24 protein-coding genes are annotated in these 24,390 nt (G+C 75.9%); 12 read left to right on the forward strand and 12 right to left on the reverse strand.

The window, feature by feature from the left end; genetic code table 11:
* Positions 1–23: 23 nt before the first annotated feature.
* The 3 genes from LY71_RS08220 to LY71_RS08230 all read right to left on the reverse strand — a co-directional run bounded on the left by LY71_RS08220 (position 24) and on the right by LY71_RS08230 (position 2,954).
* The gene (locus tag LY71_RS08220) at positions 24–530 is read right to left on the reverse strand and encodes a DUF6653 family protein (RefSeq protein WP_106276526.1); all 507 of its coding nucleotides are present in this window, start codon (positions 528–530) and stop codon (positions 24–26) included.
* 217 nt (positions 531–747) lie between these two features.
* Positions 748–2,586 carry an ATP-binding protein gene (locus LY71_RS08225; protein WP_106276458.1) on the reverse strand — a complete coding sequence of 613 codons (1,839 nt, stop codon included), beginning with the start codon at positions 2,584–2,586 and terminating at the stop codon, positions 748–750.
* Entirely contained in the window at positions 2,583–2,954 is a 372-nt protein-coding gene (locus LY71_RS08230; protein ID WP_106276459.1) for a response regulator, read from the reverse strand. Before LY71_RS08230 ends, LY71_RS08225 begins: the two co-directional genes overlap by 4 nt.
* 108 nt (positions 2,955–3,062) lie before the next feature.
* On the opposite strand from LY71_RS08230, the gene LY71_RS08235 reads away from it, so the two are divergent.
* Positions 3,063–3,740, forward strand: a complete 678-nt coding sequence (locus LY71_RS08235) for a response regulator transcription factor (RefSeq protein WP_245887760.1) — start codon at positions 3,063–3,065, stop codon at positions 3,738–3,740.
* A 273-nt stretch (positions 3,741–4,013) separates the two neighbouring features.
* Here LY71_RS08235 and LY71_RS08240 read toward each other — a convergent pair whose 3' ends face one another.
* The 3 genes from LY71_RS08240 to LY71_RS08250 form a co-directional block, all read right to left on the reverse strand.
* The gene (locus LY71_RS08240; protein WP_106276461.1) at positions 4,014–4,376 is read right to left on the reverse strand and encodes a cupin domain-containing protein; all 363 of its coding nucleotides are present in this window, start codon (positions 4,374–4,376) and stop codon (positions 4,014–4,016) included.
* 222 nt (positions 4,377–4,598) lie between these two features.
* Positions 4,599–5,315, reverse strand: coding sequence for a DUF2652 domain-containing protein (locus LY71_RS08245; RefSeq protein WP_106276462.1), 717 nt, complete (start codon positions 5,313–5,315; stop codon positions 4,599–4,601).
* Between the two features lie 55 nt (positions 5,316–5,370).
* Positions 5,371–6,477 (reverse strand): PIG-L family deacetylase, encoded by a 1,107-nt coding sequence (locus LY71_RS08250; protein ID WP_170121270.1) that lies wholly within the window; start codon positions 6,475–6,477, stop codon positions 5,371–5,373.
* Positions 6,478–6,709: 232 nt separating this feature from the next.
* Here LY71_RS08250 and LY71_RS08255 point away from each other — a divergent pair, with 232 nt between their 5' ends.
* From LY71_RS08255 to LY71_RS08265, 3 genes are all read left to right on the forward strand, one after another.
* Complete coding sequence (locus LY71_RS08255) at positions 6,710–8,398, forward strand: cyclic nucleotide-binding domain-containing protein (RefSeq protein ID WP_170121271.1); 1,689 nt, start codon at positions 6,710–6,712, stop codon at positions 8,396–8,398.
* A 126-nt stretch (positions 8,399–8,524) separates the two neighbouring features.
* Positions 8,525–8,794, forward strand: a complete 270-nt coding sequence (locus LY71_RS08260) for a hypothetical protein (protein WP_106276465.1) — start codon at positions 8,525–8,527, stop codon at positions 8,792–8,794.
* Between the two features lie 179 nt (positions 8,795–8,973).
* Entirely contained in the window at positions 8,974–10,497 is a 1,524-nt protein-coding gene (locus LY71_RS08265) for an amino acid permease (protein WP_106276466.1), read from the forward strand.
* A gap of 9 nt (positions 10,498–10,506) precedes the next feature.
* Here LY71_RS08265 and LY71_RS08270 read toward each other — a convergent pair whose 3' ends face one another.
* Positions 10,507–11,910 (reverse strand): threonine/serine exporter family protein, encoded by a 1,404-nt coding sequence (locus tag LY71_RS08270; protein WP_106276467.1) that lies wholly within the window; start codon positions 11,908–11,910, stop codon positions 10,507–10,509.
* Between the two features lie 109 nt (positions 11,911–12,019).
* Between LY71_RS08270 and LY71_RS08275 the strand changes: the two genes are divergently transcribed.
* Positions 12,020–12,928: an NAD-dependent epimerase/dehydratase family protein gene (locus LY71_RS08275; RefSeq protein ID WP_106276527.1), complete on the forward strand. Its 909-nt coding sequence runs from the start codon at positions 12,020–12,022 to the stop codon at positions 12,926–12,928.
* A gap of 123 nt (positions 12,929–13,051) precedes the next feature.
* Here the strand turns inward: LY71_RS08275 and LY71_RS08280 are convergent, their stop codons facing one another.
* Together LY71_RS08280 and LY71_RS08285 are read right to left on the reverse strand one after the other, a co-directional pair.
* Positions 13,052–14,230, reverse strand: a complete 1,179-nt coding sequence (locus LY71_RS08280) for a serine hydrolase domain-containing protein (RefSeq protein WP_106276468.1) — start codon at positions 14,228–14,230, stop codon at positions 13,052–13,054.
* A 34-nt stretch (positions 14,231–14,264) separates the two neighbouring features.
* Positions 14,265–15,554: a serine hydrolase domain-containing protein gene (locus LY71_RS08285; protein ID WP_245887761.1), complete on the reverse strand. Its 1,290-nt coding sequence runs from the start codon at positions 15,552–15,554 to the stop codon at positions 14,265–14,267.
* 142 nt (positions 15,555–15,696) lie between these two features.
* On the opposite strand from LY71_RS08285, the gene LY71_RS08290 reads away from it, so the two are divergent.
* The 3 genes from LY71_RS08290 to LY71_RS23075 all read left to right on the forward strand — a co-directional run bounded on the left by LY71_RS08290 (position 15,697) and on the right by LY71_RS23075 (position 18,943).
* Positions 15,697–17,454 carry a sensor histidine kinase gene (locus LY71_RS08290; protein WP_245887762.1) on the forward strand — a complete coding sequence of 586 codons (1,758 nt, stop codon included), beginning with the start codon at positions 15,697–15,699 and terminating at the stop codon, positions 17,452–17,454.
* Positions 17,442–18,089, forward strand: a complete 648-nt coding sequence (locus LY71_RS08295; RefSeq protein ID WP_106276471.1) for a response regulator transcription factor — start codon at positions 17,442–17,444, stop codon at positions 18,087–18,089. The genes LY71_RS08290 and LY71_RS08295 overlap by 13 nt, the downstream gene beginning before the upstream one ends.
* 371 nt (positions 18,090–18,460) lie before the next feature.
* On the forward strand, positions 18,461–18,943 hold the full coding sequence (locus tag LY71_RS23075) for a hypothetical protein (protein WP_146146081.1): 483 nt from the start codon (positions 18,461–18,463) through the stop codon (positions 18,941–18,943).
* Positions 18,944–18,952: 9 nt separating this feature from the next.
* On the opposite strand, the gene LY71_RS08305 is transcribed toward LY71_RS23075, so the two are convergent.
* Complete coding sequence (locus LY71_RS08305) at positions 18,953–20,563, reverse strand: AMP-binding protein (RefSeq protein ID WP_106276473.1); 1,611 nt, start codon at positions 20,561–20,563, stop codon at positions 18,953–18,955.
* Positions 20,564–20,812: 249 nt separating this feature from the next.
* Between LY71_RS08305 and LY71_RS08310 the strand changes: the two genes are divergently transcribed.
* Positions 20,813–21,130 carry a hypothetical protein gene (locus LY71_RS08310; RefSeq protein WP_106276474.1) on the forward strand — a complete coding sequence of 106 codons (318 nt, stop codon included), beginning with the start codon at positions 20,813–20,815 and terminating at the stop codon, positions 21,128–21,130.
* 143 nt (positions 21,131–21,273) lie between these two features.
* Here LY71_RS08310 and LY71_RS08315 read toward each other — a convergent pair whose 3' ends face one another.
* Positions 21,274–21,630: a hypothetical protein gene (locus LY71_RS08315; RefSeq protein ID WP_106276475.1), complete on the reverse strand. Its 357-nt coding sequence runs from the start codon at positions 21,628–21,630 to the stop codon at positions 21,274–21,276.
* 299 nt (positions 21,631–21,929) lie between these two features.
* Here LY71_RS08315 and LY71_RS08320 point away from each other — a divergent pair, with 299 nt between their 5' ends.
* Together LY71_RS08320 and LY71_RS08325 are read left to right on the forward strand one after the other, a co-directional pair.
* Positions 21,930–22,340 carry a DUF3291 domain-containing protein gene (locus LY71_RS08320; protein WP_211297203.1) on the forward strand — a complete coding sequence of 137 codons (411 nt, stop codon included), beginning with the start codon at positions 21,930–21,932 and terminating at the stop codon, positions 22,338–22,340.
* A complete protein-coding gene (locus tag LY71_RS08325) occupies positions 22,337–23,206 on the forward strand; it encodes an alpha/beta fold hydrolase (protein ID WP_245887763.1) in 870 nt (289 codons plus the stop codon). Before LY71_RS08320 ends, LY71_RS08325 begins: the two co-directional genes overlap by 4 nt.
* A gap of 55 nt (positions 23,207–23,261) precedes the next feature.
* Here the strand turns inward: LY71_RS08325 and LY71_RS08330 are convergent, their stop codons facing one another.
* On the reverse strand, positions 23,262–23,621 hold the full coding sequence (locus tag LY71_RS08330; protein ID WP_106276476.1) for a carboxymuconolactone decarboxylase family protein: 360 nt from the start codon (positions 23,619–23,621) through the stop codon (positions 23,262–23,264).
* 102 nt (positions 23,622–23,723) lie between these two features.
* On the opposite strand from LY71_RS08330, the gene LY71_RS08335 reads away from it, so the two are divergent.
* Entirely contained in the window at positions 23,724–24,311 is a 588-nt protein-coding gene (locus LY71_RS08335; RefSeq protein WP_106276477.1) for a hypothetical protein, read from the forward strand.
* The last annotated feature ends 79 nt before the right edge of the window (positions 24,312–24,390 follow it).

Raw genomic sequence — 24,390 nt, forward strand, 5'->3', positions numbered from 1 at the left:
GGTCGGTCCGGGTGTCGCGGCCGTCACGCCGGCCGCTCGGCGGGCGAGGAGCCGGCCGGCGCGACGTCGTCGTGCAGGAGGGCCATCCGGTCGAGGAACCAGAGCTTGCCGGCCGTCTGCACGCCGAGTCCGAACAGCACCATCCAGCCGTTCCGCACGACCAGTCCCCGCACCACGAAGGGCACGCCCAGCGCGCTGACGGCGCCCAGCACGTTCGGCGCGGCCCGGTGCCGCGGCGGGACCGGGACCGTCCTGCGCCGCGCCCAGTCGGTCTCGCCCAGCACCGCCCGGGACGCCCAGTGGTCCAGCGAGCGCGGCGGGGGGAACGCCCGCGGGTTGACCGCGGTCCAGGCGCACACCGCGCCCACCGGCACGAGGCACCACCGGCCGATCCGGGTGCGCGACCAGATCGCGCCGACCAGCAGCGACGGGACGGGGATGCGGGTGTAGACGCTCCACGGGTTCGCGTGGCGCTGCCAGGTGTCCTCGTCCAGGCCGAAGGCCCGGGCCATCGTCGCGTCCAGCGTCATGTCGGTGCCCTCCTGTTCGGTGCCGCCGCGTCGGCGGCGGCTGCTCCGGCGACGGCCGGGCCGCGGGCGGTCGGGTGCGCGGTGCGGGACACGACGGCCTCCCGGGGACTCGGGTCGACGTCGCCGAGGCTCCTCGCCGGGCAGGTCCGCCCACCAGCGGGCTGACCCGGGTGTGCACCCAGGGCTGACCCGGTAGCGCCCGGTGCCCGCCGCCGGGTCAGGTGGCCGCGGCGGCCGCCCGGGTCGGGTCGGCCGCCGCGCGGGGGAGCGGGGCGGGCGCGCCCGCACCCGTCGCACCGATCGGCAGCTCGGCGATCAGCCGCGTCCCGCCGCCCGCCGGGCTGGTGAGGCGCAGCCGACCCCCCGCGGCCGCCAGGCGGTCGACGAGGCCGCGCAGCCCGCCCCCGTCGAGGTTCGCGCCGCCGACGCCGTCGTCGGCGATCTCGACGACGAGCACCCCGTCGGCGACCCGGACGTCGATGCGCACCTCCCCGGCCGCCGAGTGCTTCGCGGCGTTGGCCAGGCCCTCCGACACCACGAAGTAGGCGGCGTGCTCGAGGGCGGCGGGCAGCCGCCCGGGCGGTGCCGCGGTGACCACGGCCGGCACCGACGAGCGCTCGGCGAGCGCGGTCAGGGCGGGGCCGAGCCCGCAGTCGGTCAGCAGCGCCGGGTAGATGCCGCGGGCGAGCTCGCGCAGCTCCTCCAGCGCCCCGGCCAGCTCGTCGGCGGTCTCGCGCAGCAGCGCGTCCACCTCGTCGAGCGCCCGGGAGGACAGCCGCCCCTGGGCCATCCTGAGCAGGAGGGCCACGTTCACGAGCCGCTGCTGGGCGCCGTCGTGCAGGTCGCGCTCGACGCGGCGGCGCGCGGCGTCGGCCGACTCGACGATGCGCGCCCGCGAGGCCTGCACCTCGCGCAGCCGGGCCCGCACCTCGGCGTGCAGCCGCTCGTTCTCCAGCGCCATCCCGGCGCCGGCCGCGACGGCCTCCACCAGCTCCGGCTCGCCCGCCAGCGCCGCGTCGTGGGTGAGCGCGGCGATCCGGGACCCGGCCCGCTCCAGGTACGTCACCGCCCGGCCGGGGCCGGGCGGCTCCACCGGGACCGGGTCGCCGGCGGCGTCGACGAACCTGCCGCGCTCGGACAGCCAGTAGGCGACCTGCACGGTCGGGTCGTGCAGCGTCGCCACGAGCACCTCGCGCAGCCGCTCGGACCCGGGCGGGCCCGCGCCCAGCTCGACGATCATCCGGCTCACCGCCGAGCGGTCCAGCCGGCTGCGGACCAGCCCGAACAGCAGGGCCAGCGGCCAGACGACCAGCACGACGCGGGCGGCCCAGGTGAACACCACCCGGACGTCGGGGTGGATGCCGACCACGAACGCGCTGCGCTGCGCCATCAGCGCGAGGACCACCAGCACGCCGCCCAGCAGCCCGGGGCCGATGGCGCGCCGCTCAGCGGTGCCCGCCCGCCGCCACCGGCCCCACACGATCGCGAGGACCGCTCCGCACAGCGCCAGCACGACGACCTGGACCACGACGTCCACGGGGTCCGGGCTGCCCGCGGTGGCCGGCACGATCACCAGCCCGTTGGGCGGGAGCCCGGCCGGGGCGCCGCGCGTCGCGCCGAGCAGCAGGAACACCGCGTCCAGCGGCGTGGCGAGCAGGTAGCCGGCGACGACGGTCCCGCGCTGCAGGCGGGTCCCCGCGCGACCGGTGGGGAAGGTGACCAGCAGGTGGACGAAGACGCTCAGGTAGAGCGACCCCAGCAGCACCCCGACGGCGAAGCCGACGTCCGAGGCGACCGCCACGGCGAACCGGCCGAGCACGGCGAAGCCCAGCACGACCATCAGCGGGCCGGTGCGGTTGTCGGGGTGCCGCGACCAGGCGAGCAGCCCGATCCCGATGAAGGACCAGCCGACGGCGAGGTTGAGCACGAGGGTCGGCGCCGCCAGCGCGGCCGGCACGTCGTACCCGCCCCAGAGGAGGGCCACCCCGGCGCCGGCGCCGGCGGCCAGCCCGGCAGCGGCGACCGCGGCCCGGCCCCGGCGGCCCGGCGGCCTCACGACGCCGTCCGCCCGCCGGTCAGCAGCTGCCGCAGCAGCGCTCCGCTCAGCTCGGCCTTGGCGATGAACCCGCGGGTGCCGCTGCTCCCGACCCGCTGCCCGTAGTCGGCGCGCGACCGGCTGGACACCAGCACGACCTCCGGCGGGGAGGGCTGACCGGCCAGCGCCGCCGCGACGCCGAACCCGTCGACGTCGGGCAGCTGCACGTCGAGCAGCACCAGGTCGGGGCGCAGCTCCCCGGCCGCCTGCAGCGCGCCGCGGCCGTCCCCCGCCTCCCCGACGACGTCGAAGCCCTCGTCGACCAGCAGCCGGCGCGCGAGCGACCGGAACGACGGGTGGTCGTCGACGATGAGGACCCGGATCGGCACCTCCTCATGGTCGCGACGCGCCGGTCGCGGGGATACAGGGCCAGCCCCGTACCCGTCGCGGGACGCGGGCTCCTTGACAGCCCCCGCGAGCAGCTCGACGTTGTGCGCGTGTCGTCCACCCGGCCGGCCCCGGCGCCTGCCCTGCGGGTCGTCGTCGCCGACGACGCGGCACTGTTCCGGGAGGGCCTGTCCCGGCTGCTCGCCGAGGCGGGCTTCGCCGTCACGGCCGCCGTGGGGGACGCCGGCGCGCTGCTGGCCCACGTGGCCGCCGACCCCCCGGACGTCGCGCTCGTCGACATCCGCATGCCGCCCACGCACACGACCGAGGGCCTGGAGGCGGCGCGCACGCTGCGCGCCCGGCACCCGGGGACGGGGGTGCTGGTGCTGTCGGCGCACGTCGAGACCGGCTACGCGCTGCAGCTCATCGAGAACGGGGCGACCGGCGCGGGGTACCTGCTCAAGGAGCGGGTCGCCGACGTGACCGAGCTCAGCGACGCCGTCCGCCGGGTCGCCGCGGGTGGGCTGGTGGTCGACCCGGGCGTGGTCGCCACGCTCGTCGGCCGCCGCCGGGTGCACAGCCCCCTCGACGCGCTGTCGGAGCGGGAGCGCGAGGTGCTCGCCGTGATGGCGGAGGGGCGCTCGAACCAGGCGATCGGGGAGCGGCTGTTCCTCAGCCCGAAGACGGTCGAGGCCTACGTGCGGTCGGTGTTCACCAAGCTGGGCCTGCACCAGGGGGTCGACGACAACCGGCGGGTGCTCGCGGTGCTGGCGTTCCTCCGGCGGTGAGCGGGACGCCGACGGACCGGCGGGCCGCCACGACGGGGGGCGATCCTGCCCCGGTGCCGGGGTGGCCCGGTGCCCGCCGGCGCCGCCACGGGCACCGCGTCGTCCGTCGCCGCTCCCGAGGAGGTCCGGCACGGGCACGGAGGACGCCCCCGTGGACGTGGCGCCCTCCGCCCCCGGGTCGATCGAGGCGTCCACCGGCGCCGGGCACGTCACCGTCCGGCCCCGGTGCGGGAGCACGGCGGCGCCCCGTCGACGGCCCACCTGCGAGCGGGATCAGGTCTTGGCGTAGGTCTCAGCGGTCTTGCTCTCGAACTCCAGCGCCACGACCGGCTCGTCGCCCACCACCCAGGCGTCGTGGCCCGGAGCGAGCCGGTAGCCGTCACCGGGGCCCAGGTCCGCCTCGGTGCCGTCGGTGGCGGCGATGTGGATCCTGCCCGACACCACGTACCCCAGGTGCGCGGCCTCGCAGTGCTCGGTGCCGGCGAGCGGCTTGATGCACTCCGACCACCGCCACCCCGGCTGCACGGTCAGCCGGGCGACGGTGGCGTCACCCAGGTGCACGACGTCGACGGCGGTCTTCTCCGGGGTCCGGGACTCGTCGGGGCGGTCCAGGCTCCTGGTCTCGATGCTGGCCATCGGGCGGTCCTCCATCCCGCCGGACGTGGGAGTGCCCATCCGGCGACCGGCCCGCGGTGCTGACGGCCGGTCGAGCACACCCGCCCGTCGGGCGACGGTGTCCGGCTGAGCGCACTGTCCTCGGGCCCCGTGCGGGGGTCAACGGGCCGGCGCGCGTCCGGCCGACGGCGCCCGTCCGAGGGACACGACGGCGGTGGGTCGGGGCCGGCCGGACCGTCGGGGTCAGCCGGCGGGGACGAGCTGCCGGGGACGCCGGCGGGGGAGCACGTGCGGGAGGCCGCGGCCGACCATGCCGAGCGTGCTGCCGAGGCGCTGGGGCCAGGAGGGGTCGGGCAGCGGGGCCGGCACGGCCATGTCCGCGACGTCCACGACGAACGTCTGCACCGCGCCGATGCCCTCGAGGTCCTGGGGGACCTCCCGCACCGGCAGCTCGGCGGCGGCGGTGCCCCCGCTGCGGAACAGGTCGTCGGAGACGAGCAGGTACTCCGGGACCTCGACGGGGTTCTTGAGCAGCCGGTGGACGTAGATGACGTCCAGGCCGACGAGCTTCTTCCGGCGCCGGATCGTCTGGGTCGCGACCTCCCCGACGTGCGCGACGAACTTCAGCGTCAGGTCGCTGGTCCGCGTGCAGCTCCCGCACGGGCACATGTTGAGCTCGACGAACCGGCGCTCCACGTGGAAGGCGCGGTGCATGGCGACGACGGCGCGGGTGGTGGCCGACAGCGTCGCCGGGCCGTCCAGCCCGTCGACGTCCCGGGAGAGGAACGCCGCGTCGCCCTCGATCTCGATCAGGTCGAAGTCCCGTGCCGCACCGACGACCCGGTCGAGCATGCGCCGCGTGGCCGCCTCCGCGTGCCCGAGGACGCTGCGGTGGTACTGCATGTACTGCGTGTACCCGCCGATGTCGGCGATCAGGAGCAGCGCACGCCGGGTCGCCATGCCGGACCCTAACAGCGCGTGCGGCCCCGACGGCGGCGTCGTCGCACGGCCCGGACTAGTCGTCGAACAGGGAGGTCTTGAGCTCCCGCTCCGGCAGGACCTGGATGAAGTACTCGACGCCGAACATCTCCCGGAGGATCGACTCGGGGAACATCTCCGGGTCGATGGGGTACTGCGACCGGTGCGCGGCGGTGGCCCGGATCTTGTGGCCGACGAAGTCCGAGACGTCGATGCACGTGCTCACCCGGGCGTCGATCCGGTCCCCCGAGGGGAGCGACCTGGTCCGCAGGTGGACCTGCTCCTCCCCTCCGCCGAGGACGGCGGGGTCGGTCGCCAGGAACGTCAGGCTCGTGACGTCGTCGACGGCGACGACGTGCGCGTTGCGCGGCCGGCCGGTGGCGATGCCCTGCTCCCCGACGAACTCCCCCGGGCCCGACCGGTCGACCACCCGGACCCGGCCGTCCTCGCCCTCCCGCCGGATCTCGACGGAACCGGACAGCAGGAAGTACATCGCGGTCGCGGCCTCGCCCTGCTCGATGAGGTAGGTGCCGGAGGGGAACCACTCGACGGTGACGAAGTCGGCCGCGTACCCGAGCGCCGTCGTCTCGCGCGAGAAGACGGACAGCGCGCGGACGAAGTCCCTCGTACCCGTGAAGCGGGTCGTCAGCTCGACGACCCAGGTGGCCAGCCGGTCGCGCAGCAGCATGCCGCTGCGCGGCAGGTGGCAGTGGAACAGCCGCACCGGCGTGGCCGGCCGCAGCTCCCGGCAGGCCGCGGTGACCGCCGCGCCGACGGCGACGTGGTCCGGGTGACCGGAGAACCCGTCCGGGCCGAACGTGACCACCACGTCGGGGTCGGCGTCCCGGATGAGGTCCCGTACCAGGTCCACCAGGACCGGGCCGTCGATGTCGGCGAGGCCGCCGTCCGGGTGGTCGAGACACCGTGCCGCGGTGAGCCCGAGTTCCGCTCCGGCCGCGGCGAGCTCCGCCTCGCGGACCGCCTCGAGGGTGGCCCGGGTCGCCACGCCGGCGTCCCGGATCTGGCCGGCCCCGCCCCGGGTCAGCGAGACCACGCGGACGTCGGCGCCGGCACCGGCGTACTTGGCGAAGGTGCCGCCGGCACAGATGGTCTCGTCGTCGGGGTGGGCGAAGACGCCGAGCACGCGCGGACGCTGCCGACCGGGAGCCCGGACCAGGGGGTCGGGAGCCATGCACCACCGCCGACTCTGCTGCTCGGGGACGTGGCCGGGACCTGCGGACCGGCCTCCGGTCGGGGGCGCACCGTACCGGTCCCGGGAGGCGACGGGCCGGTCCGGTGCGCGGCCGGCTGCACCGCCTCCGGTCGGCGGCCGCGGCTCACCCGGGGACCGCGTCTGCGCTGCTAGCGTCCACGCCGTGCCCGGTGCCTACCGCGAGGCGTTGGCATCGGTGACCCGCAACCGCAACCTCCGGCTCGCGCAGTCCTCGTCGTTCTCGGCGTGGACGGGCGAGTTCCTGTTCCTCACCGCGATGACGGTCTACGCCTTCGACACCGACGGGGCGGTCGGCGTCGGCGTGGTCGGGTTCCTGCGGGTGCTGCCGGCGACGGTCGCGCTGCCCTGGCTGGGCGCGCTGGCCGACCGGGTGCCGCGCCGCCGGCTGCTCGTGGGGACGTGCGGCCTCCGGGCGGCCACCGCCGCGGGAGCGGGGCTCGCGGCCGCCGCCGACCAGCCGACCGCGGTGTACGCGCTGCTCACCGTCTCCACGGTCTGCCACGCCGCCTACCGGCCGGTGCTCGGCGCGCTGCTCCCCACGCTGTGCACCACGCCGGAGGAGCTGGCCGGGGTGAACGCGGTCCGCGCCGTCCTCGACGGCCTGGCGGCGCTGGTCGGCCCGCTGCTCGCCGCCGCGCTGCTCGCGCAGGCCAGCCCGGCCGCCGCGTTCGCCGCGGTGGCCCTGCTCTCCGGCGTCGCGGGGGTGCTGGCGGCCGGGCTGCGCTACGAGTCGGGGCGACCGGCGGCCGGCGCGCCCGCCGAGCGGACCCGGGTGGTCGCGGACGTCGTCGACGGGCTGCGCGAGCTGCGCCGGCACCCCCGGGCCGCCGAGGTGATCGTCCTGGGGGGCGTGCAGTGCGTCGTCCGGGGCGCGCTGACGGTGCTGGCCGTGGTGGTCGCGGTGGACGTCACGGACCTGGGCCGCCCGGGCGTCGGGCTGCTGTGGGCGGCGTTCGGGGTGGGCGGCCTCGTGGCGGCGACGGCGTCGATCGGCGCCGCGGGCAGCGCCCGGCTGGGCACGCTGTTCGGCGCCGGGATCGCGCTGTGGGGGGTGCCGCTCGTCGTCGTCGGGCTGGTGACGAGCAGCTCCGTGGCGGTCGGCGCGTTCCTGGTCGTCGGCGCCGCCAACGCACTCGTCGACGTCACCGGGTTCACGCTGCTGCAGCGGCTCGTCCCCGACCGGACGCTGGCGCGGGTGCTGGCCCTGACCGAGGCGGTGTTCTCCCTGACGGTGGCGCTCGGCTCGCTGGTGGTCCCGCTCCTCGTCTCCGCGCTGGGCGACACCGGCGCCCTCGCCGTCACCGGCTGCCTCCTCCCGGTGGCGGTCGCCGCGCGGTGGGCGGCACTGCGGGCGATCGACGCGGACATCGGCACGCGGCGCGACCGGATCCTGCTGCTGCGCCGGGTGGGCATGCTCCGGCTGCTGCCGGTGCCGGCCATCGAGGGCCTGGCGCTGCGGCTGCGCCGGATCCGTGTCCCGGCGCGGACCGACGTGTTCCGGGCGGGGGACCCCGGCGACGACTTCTACGTCGTGGAGTCCGGCTCCGTGGCCGTGGTCGCCGACGGGCGGGAGATCCGCCGGTTGGGGCCCGGCGACGCGTTCGGCGAGATCGCGCTGCTGCGCTCGGTCCCGCGGACGGCGACCGTGCGCGCGCTCGTCGACACCGAGCTCGCCGCCCTGAGCGGTCCCCAGTTCGTCGCGGCGGTCACCGGCTTCTCCGCGACCTCCTCGACCGCCGAGCAGCTCGTCCGTGGGTACCTCACCGAGGACCTGCACCGGCACGCGGTCCCCCCGCGACCCGACCCCGACAGCAGTCCGGACCCCGCCTGACACCCGCCGGGCGTGCGGACCATCACCCCCGACGTGCGACCCGCGCCGGTGGCCCGGTCGTACGGTGGGAGCGGCGCCGAGACAGCGCCCTCCCCGCCCGCCACCGAGGAACACAGGAGAGCACCGGTGTCCCGCCGACCCGACCCCCTCGAGCCGGGCCACCGCGCCCTCGGCCGCCAGGCGGGCCGCGGGCCGGCACCGGCACGGACCTGGCCCGGGCGCCTGGTGCGCCACCTGGCGCTCCTCGACTCCTGGTCCCCGGACCTCGCCCACCTGAGCTCCCCGCGGGCCGCCCGCCGCCACCTGCGGGACCAGTGGACCCGCTCCGGCGACCTCACCGGGCCGCAGGCCGGCGCCCTGGTCGTCCTCGACGAGACGACGGCCTGGTCGGACTGACGCACGCCGCCGGCTGAGCCGGGGACCCCGGCGTCTCCGCCGGCCCTCCCGCGCGCCGGGTCGCTGCCGCGCACGCGACCTCACCGAGCGCAGTCGTTCCAGTGGCGTGGCCCCGGGAGCCGTCCGATCCTGGTCGCGCGCCCGGCCTCACCCACTCGTCGTTCCACGAGGGAGCGGACATGGCACACGGCCCCGCCGACAGCGGCGACCTCCACAAGGGACTCAAGCAGCGCCACCTCACGATGATCGCGATCGGCGGTGTCATCGGCGCGGGCCTGTTCGTCGGCTCGGGGGCGATCATCGGCGAGGTCGGACCGGCGGCGTTCCTCACCTACGCCCTCACCGGCGTCCTGATCGTCATGGTCATGCGGATGCTCGGGGAGATGGCGGTGGCCAACCCCTCGACCGGGTCCTTCGCCGACTACGCCCGGCAGTCGCTCGGCGGCTGGGCCGGCTTCAGCGTGGGCTGGCTGTACTGGTACTTCTGGGTCATCGTCGTCGGCTTCGAGGCCGTGGCCGGGGCGGCGATCCTGCAGCGCTGGCTGCCCGACGTCCCGCTGTGGGTGATGGCGCTCGTCCTGATGGTGCTCATGACGGCCACCAACCTGTTCTCCGTGGCCTCCTACGGGGAGTTCGAGTACTGGTTCGCCGGCGTCAAGGTCGCCGCGATCGTCGCGTTCATCGCCCTCGGCTCGCTGTTCGTCCTGGGGCTGTGGCCGGGCCGCGACCTGGACTTCTCCAACCTCACCGAGCACGGCGGCCTGTTCCCCAACGGCGCCGGCACGCTCGTCTCGGGCATCGTCATCGTGGTCTTCTCGATGGTCGGCGCCGAGATCGCCACCATCGCCGCCGCCGAGTCCGCCGAGCCGGAGCGCGGCATCGCGCGGGCGACGAACTCCGTGGTCTTCCGGATCCTGATCTTCTACGTCGGCTCGATCTTCCTGCTGGCCACCATCCTGCCGTGGAACTCCACGGAGCTCGGGGACTCGCCGTACGTGTCCGCGATGGAGGAGATGGGGATCCCGGCGGCGGCCGACATCATGAACGCGGTCGTGCTCACCGCCGTCCTGTCCTGCCTGAACTCCGGCCTGTACACGGCCTCGCGGATGCTGTTCGTGCTCGCCGCCCGGCACGAGGCACCGGGCCGGATGCTCAGGATCAACCGGCGGGGCGTCCCCGCGTGGGCGATCCTCGCGTCCAGCGTCGTCGGGTTCCTCTGCGTGATCGCCGCCTACGTCTCGCCGGACACCGTGTTCCTGTTCCTGCTCAACTCCTCCGGCGCGATCATCCTGTTCGTCTACCTGCTGATCACCCTCTCGCAGCTGCGGATGCGGCCGACGATCCCGCCGGAGCGGCTGCGGGTGAAGATGTGGGCCTACCCCGTGCTGACCCTGCTCACCGCGGCCGCGATCGTCGCGATCCTCGTGCAGATGGGCGTCCGGGACAGCACCCGCTCGCAGCTCCTGCTCAGCCTGCTCGCCTGGGCGCTGGTGCTCGTCGCCTACGCCGTCCGGCGCAGGGTCATCGGTGCGGCCCACCTGACCGAGGAGGGGATCGCCGCGGAGACCCGCGCCGACCGGTGGATGCACGAGCACGGCGCCGTCGTCGACGCCGAGGTGGACGCCGCCGTGGGGGAGGGCCGGCTCGACCCCCGCGTCATCCGGCGGATGGACGAGGAGGGCTATCCCAACGAGGCGCCCTGACCGGCGTGGTCAGTCGGTGGTCATCGCCCGGCGGCGGACGCGGAGGTCGTAGCGGTCCCGCCGCGCACCGACGGGCCGGCCGAGGTACTCGCCCAGCGTGACGCCGGCGGCCAGGGCGAGCCCGACCGCCGCGGCCCCGACGAGGGCGGCGAGCCCGCCCTGGACGTCGGAGTCCACGACGATCGCGAACAGGCCCTGGTAGATCGTCAGGCCCGGCAGCAGCGGGACGATGCCGCACACCGCGACGAGCAGCGGCGGGACGCGGAGCCGGTCGGTCAGCACCTCCCCGCAGAACCCGAGGACGACGGCCGCGACCCCGCTGGCCACCGCGGGACCGGTCCCCAGGTCCCCGGCCGCCCACGTCGTCGCCCACGCGAGCGCCCCGGCGACCGCGGCGAGGACGACGGCGCGCGGCCGGGCGTGGCAGCCCAGTGCCCAGGAGCCGGCGATCCCGGCCGACGCGGCCAGCGCGACGCCGAACGGCACGGCGCCCGGCGAGGGGTCCACGACGGTGAGCGGGAGGTCCGCGCGCCGGGCGACGTCCAGCACGCCGGCGATGCCCACGACGATGCCGGCGGTCAGCGTCAGCACCTCGAAGGCCCGGGCCGCGGCGGTCACCGGGAACCCGCTGATCGCGTCCTCCGCGGCACCCACCAGGGACAACCCGGCGAGCAGCACGACGATGCCGGCCGCGACCACCAGTGAGCTGCGCACGTCGACGTCCCCGGCGAGGAGGAGGACGGCGACACCCGTCGCGAGCGCGGCGCCGGCCGCCTGCTGGAAGAACAGCGGCAGGCTGCGCCGGTTGAGCACCCGCATGACCTGCTCGATCAGCGCGGTGGTCAGCGCACCGACGAGGGCCTCCGCCCACCCGCCGCCGAGCAGGACCGCGAGCGAACCGGCGACACCGGCCCAGCCCAGCGTGCTGACGCTGCGGCGGTACGTGGGCGGCGCCGACACGGTCCCGTCCAGCCGGCGGTGCGCCTCCTCGACGTCGAGCTGGCCCGTGCCGACCGCACGGGCCAGGTCGGTGATCCCCTGCAGCCGCGTGTAGTCCAGCCGGCTCGTGCGCACGGTCCGCATCGCGGTGAGCGGCACCGCGTTCTCCCGGTCGTAGCTGACCGTGATCGACGTGAAGGTGACGTCGACCTGGCAGTTCGTCAGCCCGTAGCCCGCGGCCACCCGCAGCACCGTCGCGGTCACGTCGGCCGCGCCGGCGCCGACGGCCAGCATCGCCGCCCCGATGCGCAGCGCCAGGCCGAGCGCGGCGTGCGCGGTGAGGTCGTCCATCCGGCTGGGCTGCGCCCGCAGGCCGATCGGCGCGGTGGGCGGGGAGCTCCCCGCGATGGCCCGCCACGCCCGCTCCGGGATGCGCGCGTAGGCCGAGCGGCGGGACCGGGGACGGGCGGACACGCCCTCAGGCTAGGTCGGTCCCCTCCGGCTCATCGGTCGTCCCTCGGGCCCAGGGACGGCGCGGTGCGGTCGCGGGCGCCGTCGGGTGGTCGCTGGCAGGGTGGACGGCATGGCCGCCTCCTCTCCCGTCGTCGTGGTGACCGGTGCGAACGGGCTGGTGGGCGCCGCGGTCTGCCGGGCGCTCGTCGAGCGGTCGGCCCGGGTGCGCGCCGTCGTCCGGCGCGCCGGCAGCGCGCCCGCGCTCGACGGGGTCACCGAGCACGTCGGCGACTTCGCCGACGAGGCCCTCGCCCGCGCGGTGACCCGGGGCGCCGACGCGGTCGTCACGACGGTGCACCCGATGGGCTCGTCCCGCGAGGTGCAGCACCGGGTGGGCGCGGAGGGGACACCGGTCCTCGCCCGGGCGGCCCGGGACGCCGGCGTCGCCCGCCTCGTGCACCTGTCCACGGCCGGGGTCTACGACCGCTCCGCCGGTGTGGGGGACGTCGCCGAGGACGGTGCCCTCCTGCCCGGGGGCAGCGGCGACTACCCCGACACCAAGAACGCCACCGACGCCGCGCTGGCGCGGGTCGGCGGGCTCACGACCGTGCTGGTCCGCCCGCCGGCGGTCCTGGGCGCCGGCGACACGTCGGTGTGGAACACGCTGCGGCCGCGGGAGGTCCGCGACGGCGAGCGCCGGGCGAACCCGACGGCCACCTGGGCCTGGGTGCACGTCGACGACCTGGCGGCCTTCGTCGCGGACGTGGCCACGGGTGCCGTCGCGACCGCCGACGACCCGGAGCGCGGCCCCGTCGCCGGCGGCACGACCCCGGTGATCGTCGCGGGCGAGCCCGCGACGTGGCGCGACTACCTGGGCGCGGTGACCGACGCGCTGGGTGTCACGCCCGAGTGGACCGACGAGCCCGTGTGGACCGGGCAGCTGCGCACCGACCGCGCGCGGGCGTGGGGCTGGACCCCGCGGGTGGGCCTCGCGCAGGCCCTCGACGAGCTGCGGCGCGGCCTGACGACGGCTCCGTGACGGTCCGGGGATCCCGGGGCCGTTCCGGAGCGAGCGGGCGCCGGGACGACGTCGAGGGCGCAGCGTCCGGCATCGTCGGCGGGCCGAGGACCCGGGACGCCGTGCGCCGCGGCGCCCCGGCGGTCACCAGGTCGGCAGGCTGTCGGGGTACAGCAGCCTGACGACGCCGGCCCAGAGGTCGTCCGCGGGGACGGCCTCGCCGTCGGCCGCGTTGACCATGACCACCACGCTCGCCTCCTGATCCGGCAGGTGGGTGACCACGTCGCTGTAGCCGAAGATCGAGCCGTTGTGGCCGACCCAGTCCCCGAGCCGGAGGACGCCGAGGCCGTACTGCACCCGGACGCCGGTCGAGGTGAGCGGCGTCCACTCCTGGCGCAGCCGGGCGGTCTCCGGGGCGAGGCCGGCCCCGGTCGCCAGCTGCTCGGCGTAGCGGACCATGTCCGGCACGGTGGAGACGACCGCACCGGCGGTGTACGGGACCTCAGGGCTGCTGAGCGTGACGTCGCGCGGCTCCGCTCCCGGGGGCGTCGGTGCCAGCTCGCTGTCGGTGTTCACGTAGCCGCGGGCGAAGGGCTCCGGCAGGGCGGCGGTCGTGGGGTACGACGTCTCCGGGAGGCCGAGCTCCTCGATCACCGACGTGGTGACCTGCTGCGCCGAGCGGCCGGTGACCCGCTCGAGGACCAGTCCGAGCAGGACGTACTCCGAGTTGGAGTACACGGTCGCCCGGCCGGGTGGGGTGGCCTCGTCGGCGTGCGCGCGGATGATCTCCAGGACGTCGTACGGGGACCACCCCGGCAGGAGCGGATCGGCGGCGTACCGCGCCAGGAACTCCTCGTCCGCGACGAAGTCGTACACGCCGCCGCGCATGCCCAGCAGGTGCGCGACGGTGATCTCGTCGCCGTGGGGGACGTCGGGGACGTACTCGGCCAGGCGGTCGTCGAGGGACAGCCTCCCCTGGTCCACGAGGCGCAGCACGGCCTGGGCGGTGAACGTCTTGGTCACGCTGGCGATGCGGTAGTGCACGTCGGGAGTCATCGGGGTGCCCGCGGTGTCCGCGGTCCCGTAGGCCCGCAGGTAGCTCCCCCGGACCGGGTCGGAGATGCCCACCACCGCACCGGTGACGCCGTCGGTCAGCGCGGCCCGGGCCAGCTCGTCGACCTGGGCGGCGAGACCCGGGTCGAGGGCCGCGGCCGGGGGATCGGCGGCCGCGGCCGGGGGAGCGGGGGTGGCGGTGAAGCCGGTCGTCCCGGCTCCGGCGAGCAGGGCGAGTGCCAGGGCGGCGGGGCGCATCCATCGGCGCACGAGGAACAGCTCCTCCCGTGGGGGAACGGTGTGGTCATCCGGCGTAGAGCTCGTCGATCACCGCCCGGGCCAGCTCGACGGCCGGGTCCTCGCCGTCGGGTGCCGGGGCGGTGGAGGTCCAGGTGACGACGGTGATGTCCCGGACCGGGTCGTGACCCATGAAGGAGTTGGTCCCGGGCAGCTCACCGGTGTGCCCGTACACGGGCCCGAACCGGGCCAGGCCGAGCCCGTAGCCGGGGCCGGCCGGGTCGTCGGGGTCCACCGGCCGGACGCTGGCGAGCCGCTGCTGCTGCAGCCGCGGGCTGAGCAGGTCCCCGTCGACCAGTGCCTCGACGTAGTCGGCGAGGTCCGGCGCGGTGGAGATCCCGGCGCCCGCGGTCCACCCCCAGGAGGGGTTGGTGTCGGTGACGTCCAGGGGCTCGAGGGTGCCGGCGCGGGCCGCGGCCTGGACCTCCGGTGGGAGCACCAGGCTGTCGATGGTCTCCACGTTCGTGCCGAAGGTGTACATCTGCGGGTGCGGCTCGGGGATCGCGGCGTCGGTGACCGCCGGGAAGGAGGTCTCGCCCAGCCCCAGCGGGTCGAAGAGCCGCTCCTGGAAGGCCTGCTCCACCGGGACCCCGGTGAGCTGCTCGATGATCAGGCCCAGCAGCACGTAGTTGGTGTTGGAGTACAGGAACCCCTCGCCCGGGGGGAAGGCGGGGGGCTCGGCGAGGCCGATCGCGAGCAGTTCCTCCGGGTCCCACACCCGGCCGGGGTTGCTGTCCATCTGCTCGTTGAGTTCGAGGTCTTCGGTGTAGTTGGCCAGGCCGCTGGTCATGTCGAGCAGCTGGGCGATGGTGATGTGCTCCCCGTTGGGCACGTCCGGGCGGTACCGCGACACCGGGTCGTCCAGGCCGATCCTGCCCTCGTCGACCAGCTGCAGGACCACCGTGGCGGTCCAGGTCTTGGTGTTGCTGCCGACCCGGACGTGGTCGGCGAGCGTGACCGGCTCGGTGCCGTGCCAGGTCCGGGTGCCCATCGTGGTGGCCCAGTCGCCGAGCTCGGGGGACCGCACGAGGACGACGGCGCCGGTGACCGCCAGGTCCGCCACGAGCCGGTCGAGCTCGGGCTGGACCGCCGCGGCGTACGCCGGGACCTCCGCCGCCGCCGACGCCGCCGCCGACGCCGCCGTCGCGCCGCCCGGCGACGCGTGCGCCGGGGCGGGGGCCACGACCAGCACCGCGGCCGCCGTCGTCGCGACCCAGGCGGCCAGCGGACCGGGTGTCCGGCGGGGGCCCCCGCCGGTGTTCCAGCGCAACGGGAGGGCAGCCGCTCGGCGAGTCACGGAGGCGACCCTGGCGACGTCGGGACGGCCGGGCAAGGGACCGGGGTGGCCCGCTCACCTGGACCTGGGTACAGGGTCGGGCCGGGGTCGTCGCCGGTGCGACGAGGCACCGAGCGCACGCCGCCGGTGCCATGCTGCACCGGTGGCCCGACGGGGAGGTGTCCGATCGCCGCTGGTCCGGGCGCTGCGGGTGGGCCTGGCGCTGATCGGCGCGTGCGGTGCCGTCGTCGCCGGCATCGAGATCGCCCTGTTCGCCGACCAGCGCGTCGTGCCGTGGGAGCTGCTCGCGCTGTTCCCGGCCGGGGGGCTCGTCTGGCTGGCCGCGGGTCTGGAGGCGTGGCGGCGCCGGCCGAGCAACCGGACGGGCCCGATCATGGTGATCGGGGCGCTGTCGTGGTTCGTGGCGGCTCTCGCCAACACCGCGACGCCCGTCCTGGTGGCGGTCGGGATCGTCCTCGCCACCACCCCGCTCGCCGTCGTGGTGTGGCTGCTGCACGCCTTCCCGTCCGGCCGCCTCCGCTCGCGCACCTCCCGCCTGACGGTGCTGGGGGCCTTCGGGGTGTCCCTCGTCCTGCAGGTCCCGGGTTACCTCTTCGACCCGGCTGCCAGCCCGGGCGGGGTGCTCTCCGTCGGTTCCCGGGCGGACCTGCTGCAGGCCGGCACGTGGCTCCAGCGGGGCGCCGGGATGGTCGTCGTGCTCACGACCGCGGGCGTCCTCGTCAGCCGGCTCCGGACCGCGACGCCCGGCCAGCGGAGGGTCCTGCTGCCGCTGTACGCCTACGGGGTCCTGGCGGTCCTGGTGATGCCGCTGGGTCCCCTCCTGGGCCCGTCCGCCGGTCTCTCGGCCACCCAGGTGGCCGTGCTCCAGATCGCGCTGCTGGCCGGGGTGCCCGTGGCGTTCGCGGCGGCGATGCTGCGCGGCGGGTTCGCGAGGACGGCCGGGGTCCAGGAGCTCGCCGCCTGGCTGGCGTCGTCCGCCGCCACCCCGGAGCGGCTGGCCGGCGCCCTCGGGCGCGCCCTCGGGGACGCGTCGGTGCAGGTCGTCTACGCGTCGCGGGACGGGCGCGGCTTCCTCGACGGGAACGGCGCCTGGCTCGATCCGTCGGCACTGGGCGAGCACCGCGGCCTGGTCGGCATCGAGCTCGGGTCGCGACGGATCGGCGCGATCGTCTACGACGCGACGGTCGTCGACGACGCCGAGCTGGTCCGGGGGGCGGGCCAGGTGGCCGCCCTCGCGATCGACCACGACCGGTTGACGGCCGAGCTGCGGGCCAGCCACGCCGACCTGCGGCAGTCGCGTGCCCGCCTCGTCGAGGCGGGCGACCGGGTGCGGCAGCGCATCGCCCAGGACCTGCACGACGGTCTGCAGGTGGAGCTCGTCCTGCTGGCGCTGGAGGCACAGCGACTGGCTTCCCTCGACGGGTCGGCCGGTCTCCCCGACGCGGCGACGCGCCTCCGTGTCGGCATCGACGGTGCCGCCCGGCACCTCCGGGGGATCGTGCACGCCCTGATGCCGGCCGCCCTCGTGGAGCGGGGCCTGACCGCGGCGATCGAGGACCTGGTCGACCGCGTGCCGCTGCCCACCCGGCTGGCGGTGGCCGAGGTCGACGGGCGCCTGCCGGCGACGGTCGAGCGGACGGCCTACTTCGTGGTCGCGGAGGCGCTGACCAACGCGGTCAAGCACGCCGCGGCCGACACGCTGACCGTCACGCTCGAGCACGCGGCGACGCGGCTCGTCATCGGCGTGACCGACGACGGCGTCGGCGGCGCGACCCCGGAGGGCGGTGTGGGGCTGCACGGCCTCGCCGACCGGGTCGACGCCCTCGGTGGCCGGTTCACCATCGAGAGCCCGGCCGGCGGGGGCACCCACCTGCTCGTGGAGCTGCCGTGCGGGTCGTGATCGGCGAGGACGAGGCGCTGTTGCGCAGCGGGCTCACGCACGTGGTCCAGGCGGGCGGGTTCGACGTCGTCGCTGCCGTCGGGGACGCGGACGAGCTGGTCCGCAGCGCGGCGGAGCACGTGCCCGACCTCGTCGTCACCGACATCCGGATGCCGCCCGACCGCAGGGACGCCGGCCTGCGGGCGGCGGTGCGGATCCGGCGGGAGCACCCCGGGATCGCCGTCCTCGTGCTGTCGCAGCACCTCCAGCGCGCCTACGCCGTCGAGCTGCTGGGCGACCGCTCGGCGGGCGTCGGGTACCTCCTCAAGCAGCGGATCGCCGACGTCGACGCGTTCACGGAGGACCTCCGCCGCGTCGCCGCCGGGGGCACCGTCCTCGACCCCGAGGTGGTGGGCCTCGTGGTCGCCCGGGCGCGGGGGCACCACCGCGCGCTCGACCGGCTGACCCCGCGCCAGCAGCAGGTGCTGGCCCTGATGTCGGAGGGCCGGACCAACGCGTCGATCGCCCGCACCCTGTCGATCACCGAGCGGGCGGTCGTGCAGCACACGTCCCACATCTACGACGAGCTGGGCCTGGCGCCCAGCGACGACGACCACCGGCGGGTGCTGGCGGTGATCCGCTACCTCTCGTCCTGAGCGGCTCTGCACCCAGGAGGACGGGCAGGTCGCGCGGTGCAGGCGCGGGACTTCGGGCTGTGGCGTCGTCGGGTCGGCGTGGTCAGGCTCCTGGGCACAGGCTGCACCGGGGACGTCGTCGGGAGGGCGCGGTGTGAGCGGGAGCCGACCGTCACGAGCGGCCATCCCCCACCAGGGGTCGGGCAGCCACGAGTCCCTGGACGCGCCGCTGCCGGGAGGAGCGGAGCGCCCGACGTCCGGCGAGGTGGCGCAGCGGCCCGACGGACCGCCGAGCACGGAGCTCCGGGTGCACGGGGTGAGCGGTACGCCGCCGACGGCGCCCGACATGCTCGGCCGGTCCGACGTGTGGCGCCGACGGGACGGGCGACGGGGTGGTCGTCGCGGCTCACAGCCAGGGCTCGGTGCTCGCGGCGGCGGCCGTCCTGCAGCTGCCTCCCGACTCCCTCGCGGGCGCGAGCCTGCTCACCTTCGGATCGCCGCTGAGCAGGCTTTACGGACGCTGGTTCCCGGCGTACTTCGGCCCCGCCCAGCTCGACGCCCTCCGCACGGCGCTCGGCCCGGGGAGGTGGCGCAACCTGTACCGACCGACCGATCCCATCGGCGGCTGCGTCGTCGAGGAGGGCGGAACGGTGGACCGACGGCTGCCGCACGACCCCTGGTCCTTCGACCGCCGGCCGGGTCAGCCGACCCCGGACGCGATCCGGGGACACTCCGACTACCAGCACGACGCGGCCTGTGCGGAGGAGGTGGCCCGCCTGCGACCGCACCGGGCCGCATCCCGGGCGTCCGGCCTCCCGGGCGCCGCGGTGCCGCCGGGGCCGGTGGGTGCGGAGGCGCCTCGAGCCCCGTCGTGAGCCGGTCGGTCAGCGACGACCACCGCCGTGCTCCTCGAGCGGGACGAACTCCTCCCGCAGTCGGTACTTCTGGATCTTGCCCGACCCGGTCAGCGGGAACGCCTCGGGGAACCGCCAGTGCCGCGGCGTCTTGTGCGGGGCCAACCGCTGCCGGCAGAAGGCCTCCAGCTCGGCCTCCGTGGGCCTGGCCCCGGGGGCCGGCCGGACGAAGGCGGCGACCTGCTCACCCCACACCGGGTCCGGGACCCCGACGACGGCGACCTCGGCCACGCCGGGATGGGCGGACAACACGTCCTCGATCTCGCGCGGGTAGACGTTCTCGCCCCCGCGGATGATCATGTCCTTCAGCCGGCCGGTGATCCGGCAGTAGCCGCGCTCGTCCATGGTCGCGAGGTCGCCGGTGTGCAGCCAGCCGTCGGCGTCGATCGCGGCGGCAGTCTGCTCGGGCGCGTCGAAGTACCCGGCCATCACGTGGTACCCCCGGGTGCACAGCTCCCCGACTGCGCCCGGGGCCACGGTGCTGCCGTCCGTCGGGTCGACGATCGCCACCTCGGTCGCCGGCAGGGGACGGCCCAGGGTCTCCGCCCGGTCGTCCGGGCTGTCGTCGGCTCGGGTCATGGTGATGCCGGGGGAGGCCTCGGTCTGGGCGTAGATGATGTGCATCGGCACCCCGAGGAGCTGTTCGACGCGGCGCTGCAGGTGTGGCGGGACGGGAGCACCGCCGGACAGCGCCCAGCGCACGGACGAGGTGCGGGTGGGGGAGAAGTCGGGGTGCGCCAGCAGCGCGACGACCATGGTCGGGACGCCGACGAACCCGACGCTGCGTTCCTGCTCGATCAGGTGCAGTTGCAGGCCCGGGTCGAAGAACGGCGGGAGGACCTGGGTGCCGAGACTGGCGATCGAGGACAGGGTGGCCAGCACGCAGCCCGCGGTGTGGAACAGCGGCATCGGGTTGACGACCGCCTCACCCTCGCGCATCCCGAGGACCTCGACGTAGGACAGCCGCGCGTTGTTGGTCAGGCCGCGGTGGTGGAGCACCGCGCCCTTGGGCAGCCCGGTCGTGCCGGAGGTGTACTGGACCTGCGCCGGGTCGTCCGGGGACACCGCCGGCAACGCCTCGGTGGGGCTCCCCGACCGGCAGTAGGCGTCCCACTCCTCGAACAGGACGCTCTCGCGCAGGTCCGGCAGGTCCGGCTGCACGGCGGCGAGGGTGTCGGCCATCGGGTTGCCCCGGTACTCACGCAGCAGGAACACGCCGGACGCGCGGGACTGCCGCAGCACGTGTCGCAGCTCGTCGGCGCGCAGCGCCGGGTTCACCGTCACGAGGGTCAGCCCGGCCAGGGCCGCGGCCATCTCCAGGACGATCCACTCGGGGACGTTGTTGGCCCAGACCGCCACCCGCTCGCCCGGGGCGAACCGGCCGAGCAGGGCCCGCGCGGCTCGCTCGGCGTCGGACAGCAGCTGCGCATAGGACCACCGACGGCGGTCCCCGTCGGCCACTCCCTCGACCAGCGCCACGGCGTCCGGGGCCCGCTCGGCAGCGCTGCGCAGCAGGTCGCCGACGGTCTGCTCGCGCACCGACTCGGGGTGCTCGGCAGGCCAGTACGCGGTCGTGAGCACGGCTCGCCTCCCTCGCTCCGCCCCCGTTCCGCACGCATGGTCGGGCCCACGTTCCGTGTTTTCAAGGCATCCCCGGCTGCCGGCGAGCGCACCCCGCCGTCGTCACCGGGGACCGCGGCAACCGGGCGGCTCCGCCCCGTAGCGCCGCCCCGGGGCGTCGGACGGGGGAGCGGCTCCCGGGACGAGGCTTCTCCCTGTCCGCCTCGGCCGGGTTAAGGGTGGGCACCCCTGCGGAACCGGAGGTTCGTCATGCGGATGATGCTCAAGGCCGTCGTGGACACCGAGGCAGGCAACGAGGCGTTCCGCAACGGCTCCATGATCAAGGCGATCGAGCAGATGGTGCAGGAGCTCCACCCCGAGGCCACCTACTTCACGGCATCGGACGACGGGCAGCGGTCCTGCCTCGTGGTGTTCGACATGGCCGACTCCTCGCAGATCCCGGTCATCTCGGAGCCCCTGTTCCACGGCGCGCGGGCTCGGGTGACCCTCACGCCGTGCATGGACCTCGGCGACCTCCAGGCGGGGCTGTCCCGGGTCCCTGCCGACGTGACCTCGAGGGGGACCTGATCCTCGGTCACCCCGGGGGTGTGCCGTGACCGGCGACCGCCGGCTGCTCCGTGCCGCCATCGGCGCTCTCGCCGTCGGAGCGCTCGGCTCGGTGATGACGTCGATGGTCGAGGCCGTCACCCGGGCGGGTGCCGGGTCCGGGCCTACTGCCCCGTGGTCGTGGCGGCCAGGTCGCCGAGCGGGTGCGTTCCCCGGTCCGTCGTCGCGATGACGGTCGGCAGCACCGACCGGTAGACGTCCGGGTACACGAGGACGATCACGGTCGGTGCCTCGAGGCCCGCCGCGGCCGAGTCCAGCGGCAGCTCGTCGAGGTACCGGCGCGCCGCGTCGTCGTCCCCCCACACCTCGACGCCGAGCACCCGGGACCCGGACGGCCACGCGCGGCGGTGCAGGCACGGGCCCTCGGGGACGAGCCGGACCGGCGGGAGCAGCCGCTGCAGGCGGGCCAGCTCCTCGGGGCCGGCGTCGGTCCAGCAGAGGTGGATGACGAGCAGCGACATGACGTTCCCCCGGGTGACCGCGTCCGACGTCGACGGTCAGCACGCTAGGGAGGGCCGGACCGGGGCGTCTGTACGTACTTCTCCCCCTGTCGGCGTCCCGCGGGCCGGAGGAGGATGACGTCCCTGTACCGGACACCGCCCCGCTCGGCGCGGAGCCACGCGGGGGACGGGCCACCCGATATCCGTGCGCCACGCCCGTGGGTCGGCCGCCACGGTGGCCCCGATCCGTCGTCGGCGAGGTCCCGCGAGGGCGTGGACCCGTCGGTGTCGACACCGCCACCGAGGCTGGAGGAGTCACCGTGCCGACTCTGCCCTGGACCACCCTCCGCTCCGTGGAGCCCGGCGCGACCGCGCTGGTCATGGCCTCGCGCTTCCGGTTGCGACGCGGGCGGGACGTCCCGCGCTTCCTCGTCGACTCGCTGCGCGTCCACCGCCAGGTCCGTGGCGCCGACGGCGCGCTCGGTGTCTCGCTGGTCGCCCGTCCCCTGCGCCGGGAGTTCCTCACGCTCAGCGCGTGGCGCGACCGGAGCGCGCTCGACGCCCTGGTCCGGACCCAGCCCCACGTCGGCGCGATGCGCCGGCACCGTCCCGCCATGGCGGAGTCCACGTTCACGTTCTGGACGGTCCCCGCGGACGGGGTGCCGGTCCGGTGGGAGGACGCCCGTCGCCGGCTCGACGACGAGCGCGCCGGCGTGCGGGGGGCGCGGTGAGCGACGTCCGGTACGACGGTCCGCAGCTCGCGGACGCCGGCGACGTCGACCTCTGCTTCGACGCGTTCGGGGAACCGACCTCCCCGACGGTGCTGCTGGTGATGGGCATGGGCTTTCAGCTCGTCCACTGGCCGGAGGGGTTCTGCCGGCAGCTGGCCGCCGAGGGCTTCCGCGTGGTCCGCTTCGACAACCGTGACGCGGGCTCCTCCACCCACCTGCCCGGTCGGCGGTACTCCCTCGAGGACATGGCCGACGACGTGGTCGGCCTCCTGGACGCGCTCGGGGTCGACTCCGCGCACCTCGTGGGCGCCTCCCTCGGCGGCATGGTTGTCCAGACGACGGCGATCCGGCACCCCCGGCGGGTGCGCTCGCTGGCGTCGCTGATGTCCACGACGGGCCGCCGCGGCGTGGGGCGGACCTCCCCGCGCGTCCTCCGCCACCTCCTCTCGCGCCCGCCGAGGACCGTGGAGGAGGCGGTCGAGCGCCGCGTCCGGGTGTTCGCCACGATCGGTTCCACCGGGTTCGACCAGGACCTCGACGAGCTCCGGCGGGTCACGGCACTGGCGATGGCGCGCGATCCCGACGCACGTGGAGGGCGGCGCCGCCAGCACCGTGCGGTGCGGACGGCGCCCGACCGGACGACGGCGCTGCGGCGGGTCGCCGTCCCGACCGTGGTGGTGCACGGGACGGACGACCGGATGTGTCATCCGTCGGGCGGTCGGGCGACGGCCGCCGCCGTCCCCGGTGCCCGCCTGGAGGTCGTCGAGGGGATGGGGCACGACCTGCCTCCCGGCGCGTGGCCGCGACTGGTCCGCGCCATCGCGGACAACGCGCGCCGTGGTGAGGAGCGGGGCCGGCCCGGCTGAGCGGACACGGTCCGAGCGCACACGCGTCCGCACCCCGGTGCGGGCAGCACCGGGGTCACCCCGGCCGGCGGTCCCCCTCCGCGGCGAACTCCCGGTAGGCCGCGAAGGCGCGGGGGCCGTACACCGTGCCGGGTCCGCCGTTCATCGCGATGGCGACGCCGAGCGCTTCGGCGACCTCCGCCTCGGTGGCGCCGGTGCGGACGGCGCCCCGCGCGTGCGACGCGATGCAGCCGTCGCACTCCTTGCTGACCGCGATCGCGAGGGCCATCAGCTCCTTCGTCTTCTCGTCCAGCGCACCGGCGGCGTACGCGGCGGCGTGCAGCCGGCGGTAGCCGTCGTAGACCTCGGGGATCGCGCGGCGCAGCGCGCGGGCCGGTTCGCGGAGTTCCTCCTGGACGGCGTGGCCGTGACCCATGACGTGATGGTGGCAGCCGGAGTCCGTCAGGGCGCGCCGGGAGCCGCTCCCGGGAGCCCGCTGCGCGGCTAGCGTGGGGACACAGCCGTCCGGGGGATCGTCATGCGCCGCACCGTTCTGCTCGCTGCCTGCCTCACCCTGCTGGCCGGTTGCGGTCCGGGAGGCGTCGACGCCGCGCCGCGCGCGGTCGCCGCCGGCACCAGCACGCCGGCGCCCGTCGTGGGCGTGGGGGACACCGTGGCGTTCACCGACCCCGCGGGCGGGGGGGCCACGATCACCCTGGACGGGGTCCGCCGCGTCGACCGGGCGGACAGTTCCCAGCTCGTCGCCGAGGTCACGGTCGCCGCCGCCGACGGCGCCGTGCCCGTGGACCCGCTGCGCTTCCGGGCGCAGACCGTGGAGGGTGCCACCGTCGACCCCGGGGACGGCGTGGTCGGCCGTCGGGTGGCGGACGGGATCGCCTTCGACGTCCCGGAGGGCGCGGTGCTGATCTCCTACCTCGACCCGGACGGCGAGGTCCTGGTGGCGTTCCGGGTCGACCCGGCGAGTCAGGCGCCCGCGGAGGACGAGGTCGACTACCCGCCCTTCGCCTGTGACATGGGCGTGGACGGCATCCCGGTCTGCGAGGGCGACGTCCCGGACTCGGTCGGCGTCTACCGGACGCCCGACGGCGTCCTCGTCGGCGACTGACGGCGCCCCCGACGCACCGTCGGAGGCGGCGGGCACCGCCGGTCCCCGGTTCCCCGGCCGGTGGGGCGGCGCCGGGCTG

The sequence above is a fragment of the Geodermatophilus tzadiensis genome (assembly GCF_003002915.1).
GTDB classification, from domain to species: Bacteria; Actinomycetota; Actinomycetes; order Mycobacteriales; family Geodermatophilaceae; genus Geodermatophilus; species Geodermatophilus tzadiensis.